General features: G+C 50.3%; 5 protein-coding genes and 3 pseudogenes. 1 reads left to right on the top strand and 7 read right to left on the bottom strand.

The window, feature by feature from the left end; genetic code table 11:
• Positions 1-1,140, top strand: a 1,140-nt coding sequence (locus CPT76_RS10245) for an MFS transporter (RefSeq protein ID WP_258168271.1), incomplete at its 5' end; no start/stop codon positions are given.
• Positions 1,141-2,046: 906 nt separating this feature from the next.
• Here CPT76_RS10245 and CPT76_RS10240 read toward each other — a convergent pair.
• From CPT76_RS10240 to CPT76_RS10210, 7 genes and pseudogenes are all read right to left on the bottom strand, one after another.
• A complete protein-coding gene (locus CPT76_RS10240; protein WP_105442839.1) occupies positions 2,047-2,382 on the bottom strand; it encodes an EthD domain-containing protein in 336 nt (111 codons plus the stop codon).
• A gap of 357 nt (positions 2,383-2,739) precedes the next feature.
• A pseudogene (locus CPT76_RS10235) lies at positions 2,740-2,996 on the bottom strand (ArsR/SmtB family transcription factor).
• Between the two features lie 624 nt (positions 2,997-3,620).
• Positions 3,621-4,168 (bottom strand): annotated as a pseudogene (locus tag CPT76_RS42455) (transposase); the annotation flags it as partial.
• 7 nt (positions 4,169-4,175) lie between these two features.
• Positions 4,176-4,531 (bottom strand): annotated as a pseudogene (locus tag CPT76_RS10225) (YHYH domain-containing protein); the annotation flags it as partial.
• 161 nt (positions 4,532-4,692) lie between these two features.
• Positions 4,693-6,120: a helix-turn-helix domain-containing protein gene (locus CPT76_RS10220; protein WP_181152778.1), complete on the bottom strand. Its 1,428-nt coding sequence runs from the start codon at positions 6,118-6,120 to the stop codon at positions 4,693-4,695.
• Positions 6,121-6,146: 26 nt separating this feature from the next.
• Positions 6,147-6,959 (bottom strand): cache domain-containing protein, encoded by an 813-nt coding sequence (locus tag CPT76_RS10215; protein WP_105442837.1) that lies wholly within the window; start codon positions 6,957-6,959, stop codon positions 6,147-6,149.
• 174 nt (positions 6,960-7,133) lie between these two features.
• Entirely contained in the window at positions 7,134-8,609 is a 1,476-nt protein-coding gene (locus CPT76_RS10210) for an extracellular solute-binding protein (RefSeq protein WP_374954667.1), read from the bottom strand.
• Positions 8,610-8,651 lie beyond the last annotated feature (42 nt).

The following is an 8,651-nucleotide window of genomic DNA, read 5'->3' as shown; positions in this document are numbered from 1 at the left end:
TCATTATTAGCTCCACTATCCCCAAACTTTGGTTGGCTTATCGTGTTCCGCATTGTGCAATCCATCGGAACAAGCATGATGGTTGCGGTTGGAATGGCCATTGTGCGAATTCATATTAGGGAGAAACAAGCGACTGTACTGTCAATCTTGTCCATATTCCTATCCGGAGCGGCAGCGATTGGCCCCTTTATTGGCGGGGTCGTCATTCACTGGTGGGGCTGGCCTGCTATCTTTTTGGTTAATATCCCCTTCGTAGTGACAAGCTTTTTATTAGCTTGGAGGCATATTCCTAATGATGTTCCGTCTATGACATCCGTTGCTCGCAACATGTCCTTTCGCAGATGGTCTGATTTGATTGATGCGCCAGGAATTCTGCTATTCACCGTGGGTCTGGTTGCTCTGCTCGTTGGATTATTGTCCGCAAAATCATCCGGTCAAATTTCATTTAGTAACGTTATTGTCGGGCTGATTGGCTTCGTTGGACTGGTAGCTTTCGTGCGACATGAGTTAAAAGCGAGAGCACCCTTTATTCCTTTACGCACATTCGCTAAATATCCTGCGATGACTTGGGTCAATGTCGAATTCATGGTCGTTAACTTGCTTTTTTACTCTCTCTTTTTCGGGCTTCCATCCTACTTGCAAATCGTACGTCATGTCAGCGAGTTCCATACCGGGATGCTCATGCTAAGCTTAGGCTTGTGCTCGCTCGTTGCTTCTCCAATGGCAGGACGATGGATCGATAAATCAGGACCTCGACCAGCATTGCTTATGTCCGGAATGCTGATGACATTTGGGTCCGTATGGATCGTAATCATGACACTGGATCAGACTTCTCCGGTTATCAGTGTGTGTCTGGCTTTAGCTGCATTCGGTATTAGCAACGGGTTAAACAGTGTCGCTATGCAAGCGGCCTTATTCAAAAGTTCACCAAAAGAAATTATAGGTGTAGCATCTGGAATATTTAATACCTCAAGATACCTGGGAACCATTCTCTCTTCATTACTCATTAGCAGCGTAATGGGAGATAACTTCAGCTTCGAGGGATTTCGAGTACTTGGGATTATCCTCACGTTAATTGCATTGTCCTTGGTATTCGTAAATTGGCGTCACAAGGAGTCCGGGCAGTTGCATGAGTCCTAGTTATCTGACAGATGTAGCTTACCCTTCGTTACCTCAACAGAAAGCGGTAGCTGATTGTGAGAATCGGCTAAGCAGAATACTAATTAGATATATACCTAATCGTAAATGAGAACAGGTTCTTGTCCATTTCGGTAATCGGTACAAGTTCTTGTCCTCAACAGTTAGTTTCAGTCCGATATTTCGCTTTTTTAATACATAGCTTCCGGTGTCTAACCTCTCATCGTGTCAGTTGGTCTAAAACAATTTGAACATTTTCATGTGTTAAGGTACTTAATGGCGGGGGTTAAGTAATATGCTCAACGTTTAGATACATTTAATCGGCAATCGGACTATGTTCTTGTCCATTCCGGTATTCGGTATAAGTTCTTGTCCTTGGCTTTGACAAGAACTTGTACCGATAAAATAAAAAAGTCGCTAAAATAGCGACTTCAATGGGACCATGTTCTTGTCCCTCGACAACAAAAAAGCCGCTATAATAGCGACTCTCAATGGGACTATTTCGTTGCTTAGCTGCATCCTACTCTACCAGGACCTTTCGGTCCAAGTACGATCGCGCTAGAGGCTTAACTGTCGTGTTCGGGATGGGTATGCCCGGGACACCTCTAACATCACCACCTAGCAAATGTTATTCAAAAAAAAGTTTACCGCGAGAAATTCACTGCACTTTCTCATCGTTTCAAGTACTACCCTTGAAAAACTGGATACGAAACAAATCTGTATTATAGCCCCTGCTTTATTCTTCCAGGTGAATTTGGATAACCCCTGGACCGATTAGTACCTGTCAGTTTTATGCTTAACTTCTACCTCTAGCCTATCATCCTCGACTCCCTGCTATGCTCTCGAAGTCAAACAGTTGATTCATTCTCTTCATGCCGTTACCGGTGATGCTATGAAGGGTTCACAAAGTTAGATCACTGTTTTTTCTTCTGTGACCATGATGCCGACAGAGCTGAAGTCAATGAACTTCTTTTCGTCGGGTTGAACTTTTTGCAGGTAGTTGTCCGATGTGAAGAATGCATCATGGTCGGCCCAACTGTCGAACCAGATTTCAGTAAGCCCATCATACGCTGGTTGCGGATAGCCCTCGGCGGCAACCGGGTGAGACACCACATATTTTCGGACATACTTCTTGGCCTCTGGGATCGAGGTAAATAAAGGAGCGTGGTTATGTCGATGGTATTCTACGAACTTATCGACACTCATCCCCCCGATCCGATTGATCATATATACAAACTTTATCATGTCGTTTTCCACCTTTCTGTAATAGAGGCTCATTCGTTGTGGCGGTTTACTATAACGTAAATTTCGTTTCGTTATCCAGTTTTCAAGGATCAAAGCAGTTTATTCGATACTGCAACTGGGTGAATTTCGGTCCAACCTTTCCAAGCGGATGAAATTCAGACAGCTTAAATATGAGAGTTGAACTCTCAAAACTGAGCAGCGAGTGAATAACAGATCTCAACCTGATTCGTTGATTTTACTCTGTAAAGTCTCATTCTCATTACTCATTTTTCAAAGATCAACTTCGTTTTTCATTACAGCCTTCTGATCAAATGAATTTCTATATTTCTAAGATTATTGAATTAATTATCAAAAAATTTATGTCAACAAGAAGGGTGAATATTTTTCCACCACTCTGCGGTTCAGGCTGTAATAAATAAATGTTCCTTCTTTCCTCGATTGAAGTAATTCGCACTCCGACAACTGCTTCAGATGATGCGATAATGTCGAGTTGGCGACGTTTATAACTTCTCTCCCAGCGAGACGCAGCATTGGTCCGGTTCGCTTGCAAGGAGTAGGACGATACTGATCCGCGTCGGCTCTATGGCATCGCGCATCTCCGATTTGCTTTCCATGTACTGTCTCTTCGTTTTCCATCTATATTTTTATATTTCTAGATTTATAAAAATATAGTATGATATTTTTTCTTATTTGTAAATCCCCATCAAAAAATTTTTAAACGTGATGGATATAGCTTTGTTAAAATCATTGATCCATCAAGTCCTCCAGTCACTTAGACATTCCTACGAACTAGTAATGGCTCCCCACCGCCGCCACATGTTGGTTAAGTTGCTATTGTGCTGCCCTCCCTCTATGAGCAAACGCTTTTCTCCGAATTGCTTGCTTATTCTCAAGAATGCGCATTCTCGAGAAAACAATGGCCATGACGGATTGAAACAGTTATCAGGTGAAGAAATTCTTGGAGGCGGAGAAAGCGCAAAGCACCTCTCCCGAGACCACCTGCTCTAAAAAGTGGTTACTTAGGAAAGATCTAGTCGCACTTTTGGAGCTCCACAAGGTCTCATGGTGGTGAACCATCCCATGTCTCACAGAGTCTTACGTTCCCACATTCCTTCATTCAACCTATCCATGAGGTGGAGCTCAGATATGCTGCCCGCCAGGATCTACGTCCGTAAAATAGTTAGCTCCGACTCATCCGTGCTTCTGTTGTTATGCTCCGTTAATGCCTCGTTCGTGGATTAAGCGGCAACCGGTTCGCTTGCAAATCGAGGGATATCAGCCAGCATCTTATCCTCGCAGAATGCGTGGCCTTTCTTCAGAATTCCAAACAGTATCCGAATCAGCTTGTTGCATAGCGCAATGAGTGACAGCATTTTCTTGAGCGGATTATCCCGTCTTGTTGTGTAATATTTTATTCATGCAAGGCCTTAAAAGCCGGGTTCTTCGCCACGAGTGGGGTGACTACCCTGAAAAGTAAGGCCCGTTGCCCTTTCCGGCCGCGCTTCGTGATCTTCGTCTGGCCTTTATGCTTACTGGACGTATTCTCTCGTAAGTTCAGGCCGGCCAGCTTGCTGATCTGTCTTGGATGCAGGTATTCCTGAATGTCAGCGAGGAATCCAACAGCCGTATCGCGGCCAATTCCTTTCATGGCCAAAGGCTGGTTGCTGTACGGAATCTCCTTCAGGAGCTCATTCATTCTGGCATGGAACTCGGTGATCTGCTCCTGAAGAAATTTGTACAGTGTAAGCAACCGCTGCAATTCCATCTTGGCGAGTTTCTTACCTTGTTCCTCCAATTGTTCCAGTATCTTTGTCGTAGGTTATTGTCGCCCCCAAACCTTCAGCAATCTCACGCAAAGGAACAAGGTTTGTATTTTGGTAAATAACCGGTTCACTGTTAAAGCTAATCTTTTGACCGTTTATATACACCTTAAGTCCAGAGGCTTTATAAGTAGGTGCTGCTGATTTGCGTGAAGTGCTTTTTGAAGATGAATTGTTTTTACTTGTGTTGGAGACGATGACCTCCCCGAGGAAGAGCTTCCTCCATTGTGGTAGTGATACTCTCCATATTCCAATCCTCATTTGGAACAATTCGTCCAGCATGTATGGCCTCCACTTGCATCTGTTCTACCTGGATGCGCCGAAACTAACCATCATCGAAAGTCGTCGCCCAGATGTCTGGCAGACCGTTCCGGGGTGATAGCCGCGTATATTCGAAACGCAAGCTCTACGCATTCGAACTCCCAGAGCCCGTACTGTTCGGAAAAGGGCGCGTCCGCGGAGGTGGATCGCCGTTATCTATCGCGGGCGTTCACTCGAGGTTCGCCTTCCGCTCACGGTATTGCCCCGGTGTAACGCCCACCAGCTTCTTGAACAGCCGGTTCAAATAAGAGGGTTGATAACCGATCTGCAAGGCAATCTCGCCGACCTTCATGTCGGTGTCGTCCAGCAGCTCCTTCGCCTTCTCGATCCGCAGCTGGATCAAGTAATCGATGAAATTGATGTCGGCGATATGTTTGAACGCCTTGCTCAGCGTGAACGGGCTTGTCCCCAAGTCCTCGGCGCAGCGCTCCAGCGAGATGTCAGAGTCGTAATTCCCTTTGACGTACTCCATCGCCCGCTCGACGAGCCGACGCTGATGCAAAGCCTTGTCGCAGGCCAGCGCTTTCCCGTATGGTCCGATTACGCGGACACGAAACCATTCGGTCATCCTCTCGGGATCCCGCATTCTGCGAAGCTCGGCGTACAGATCATCGTCACCGTACAGCCCGCGCGGCTGGTAGCCGGCTTCCAGAATCGCGTGCTGGATACTGCCGAGCAGCTGAAGTGCCCCGTCCTGGACGAACATTTCCTTCCCTCCCTCCTGCACGAGAATTTCCACGAAAGACTGTACGGCGGCGGCCGCCTCCTCGGGAAGCCCCATCCGGATCGCCTGCTTCACCTCCTTCTCAGCGCCAAACGGATACGGCACCGCCTCCCTTCCCATGCCGGGAAGAAGGTCCTCCAGGGAAAGAATCTGCGTCTCCTCCTGAACATCGCGGTAGCGGGCGGCTTGCCGAAGGTGCCGCAGCGATTCCGGCAAATCCGCAATTCTCGGCAGAGGCCGACCTATCAGGATTGTGCTTTGCACCTTCAGCACGGCGCAGATCGTCTCCGCGAGCGAAGCCGCCAGCTGGAAGGCGCTGCCGCGTGCCGCCTCCTCCGGCTCCTCACGCCCGAAGGACAACAGGATGCCTACGGATAGATCCTGGAAATTGACGATATCCGCCTGTTCGCCGCGAGCGGCGGTCAACTCCTGCGCAATATTCGCTGCCGCGAAGGAGACGAGCTGAGCATCGCCATCCGTGAAGCGCCCCTGCAGCCGGCTGAGTCCAGTAACCTGGACGAGCACGAGCAGAAACCGCTTGCCGTCCATGCTCCAGCCGTAGGCGTTCATCCTCTCGCGCAGTTCCTCTTCCGTTAAGGAATAATAATGTCCCTGTATGAGATGAAGCAAAAAGCTTGACCGCATCCAGGGCTGTGCCTGCTCCAACTTCTCCCGCAGCTCGCGGCTTTCCCGGTTCAGGTGGCGCCACTGCTTCTCGAGAAAGCCGATCTCGTCGCTGGGCGGATCGGGCGCGCGCCTCTCGTCATGGAACAAGCCGACGAGCCGGTGGATTGGATGATAGATCCGCTTGGAGGCAAGCCAGGACAGAAGAAGCGCGACGACAAAGCCGGATAGACTGACACCGACAATCATCCTAGACATCATTTTGACCGGAGCCGTCATCGAGGAAAGCGAAGCGGCAGTGACGTAGGTCCAGTGCAGACCAAGCCGATCTCGGCAGCCAGCGCAGTCTCGAACGGCGTCCTTCGGAAGGCCGCCCCTTTCTCGGTCACGACGAAACGGCCCTTCTCGTCGATAATGAAGGAGCTGCCGGCCTTGCCGAGCGACAGCTCATGCACCAGGCTTACGAGCTTATCCCGGTCCAGATAGAAAATCAGGGTACCGTAAGGCTGGCCGATGCCCGGAACCTTATGTACGAGCGCCACCGTATGATCGTCAGACCGGTTGACCCGTGGGAAGCCGTTCAGCCAGAACGCGCCTTGCTTGCTGGACATGACCGCCCGGTAGCCGGCGAGATCGCCTGGGCTGGAGACGGCTTCGATCCCGTCGAAGTCGGAGACAACGACGGGCGACTTGCCGTCGACGAACAGATGCACCTGATCGACCAGCGGATAGAAGCCCTTCATAACCGTCAAGGTGCGGTACAGGTTTTGAGTAACGGTATATTGGTCCTTCAGATCGACGTTCCGGAGACTTCCGTCGAACCTCGGGTCGAACGCCCATTGCGTCGCCGTCAGTTCGAGCTGGTTCAAATCGCCATTAATGCGCTTCACCGCGTTCAGGAGTAGCGCCTCGTTCGAGCTCGTCACCTCCTTGCCGATATGCGAGCTGCCGAGTAGATAGAGTGTTATTCCGATAATTGCCGTCGGTAGGCATGTGATGCTCAGCACGATCAATAGGCTTTTTCGGTAGAAACGGCCTTTGATCGCCGGCGGCCGATCCGGCCAGTCCCTTTGGACGAAATGGTTCATGACGCTCCCTGCCTTTCTTTTTTTTCAATAGCTGCCCGGACCATGGTCCGATAACTTTCACTTGCCGACCGAAACGCCTTAACCGGCCTACGAGAGTAACCGGTTCTCGCGAGATGAACGGGAAAAACCCTCTTTTTCCAAATTAGAAAAAAGAGGGTAGTGCTTTCCAAACCTTTACTCGGAGCTGGATATCCGCTGCTGATAGGACGCATTGATTTCCTCGGTGATTTTAAGCAGGTCGGGATCGTTCTTAAGTTCTCCAACGAATCTGTCCCACTCTTCGATCGGCGCTTTCCCCAAAATGACCTTCGTCTTCATGTCCTGAATTTTCTTGCCCAGCTCGGTGCCGACCTTGGTATTCGTATCGGAATTGAGACCGACCGCAACCTCCGGCACGCTCAGTTTGGCCCGCTCGTCGATAATTTGCTTGTTCCGCTCCAGTATGTCGCTTGGCATACCCGAACGGTAGGCGCGCAAATACTTGTCGTATTTGATGAAAATTTGGCCGAGCGCCTGCTGTGCGACGATATCGGTCTTAGCCTGTTCGGTTGGCACCTTCACGCCGTTTTCTTCCTTGTAATGTACGTCCTTGATGCCGAAGCTTGCCAAATCACTGCCCTCGTCAGAAGCGCCGTAGTCCATCAGCTCGAGCAGCTTCTTCATCTTCGCTTCTGGCACAGTCTTCGGAATCGCGTACATTCCAAAGAAGCCGGAATCACGGTTGACGTAGCCGTTCAGAGAGACAAGCGGAAGGAAGTCCGCCTTCGGATCGGTCTTCCGCAGCTCCTCCGTTGGTTCCCAGGCAGCTTCAACCGTATCCTGGAAGCCTCCCGCCCGGCCCGCCTTGAGCAAATCCTTCGCCTGCGAGTTTTTTAGCGTCGCGAGATCTTCGGGAAGGAGCTTCTCCCGGTACGCCTTGTTCATCCAGACGAGAGCGTCTCGGACACCAGGTAGCAGATTGACGTTCACAAGCTTGCCGTCTACCAGCGACCAATCGCCGTTCGTCTTTGTGAAGACGTTCTGCAGCTGGCCGAGGGAGGCCATGCCGGACTGGTCGACGAAGCTGGCGTACCCGATCGTGTCGTCCTTGCCGTTGCCGTCCGGATCCTTTTCAACGAATGCTTTAAGGACGTCGTAAAATTCGTCGATTGTTTTTGGAACCTCGAGATTCAGCTTGTCCATCCAGTCCTTGCGTAGGTAAACGAAGCCGCCGCCTTCGACCGGACGGACCCGGGGAATTCCGTAGTTTTTGCCGTCAGCTTGCTTTGTATTGGTCCAGGTTTCCTTCGGAAATTTCATCAAATTTGGGTAGTCCTTGATATATGGGGTGAGATCCCACAATGCCCCTTGCGCAACCATCGTCCGAACCTGGGCGGTGAAGGCGTTATCCAGCAGCATCAGATCGGGAATGTCCCCCGAAGCGAGCGTAACGTTCACCTTGTCGGCATAGTTGTTCGGCGAGACCCATGTAATGTTCAGCTTGGTGTTGGTCCGCTTCTCGATTTCCTTGACGACGACGTTATCCTTGTCCGGCGGCTCCGGCGTGTAATACATCGTCATGATGCTGACGTTCAGCGGACCGTCCCCGGAAGCTCCTCCCCCGCCTCCTCCGCCGCTGCAGCCGACCAGCAGGGCGGCGATGAGCAGCACTGAAACGGCGATCTTCGTTTTGTCAAGCTTGAACCTTCTTTT

This window comes from Paenibacillus sp. AR247 (assembly GCF_002968895.1).
Lineage (GTDB): Bacteria > Bacillota > Bacilli > Paenibacillales > Paenibacillaceae > Paenibacillus_AQ > Paenibacillus_AQ favisporus.
The sequence above is the reverse complement of the archived record's forward strand: the minus strand, read 5'-3'. Positions and strand labels throughout refer to the sequence as shown.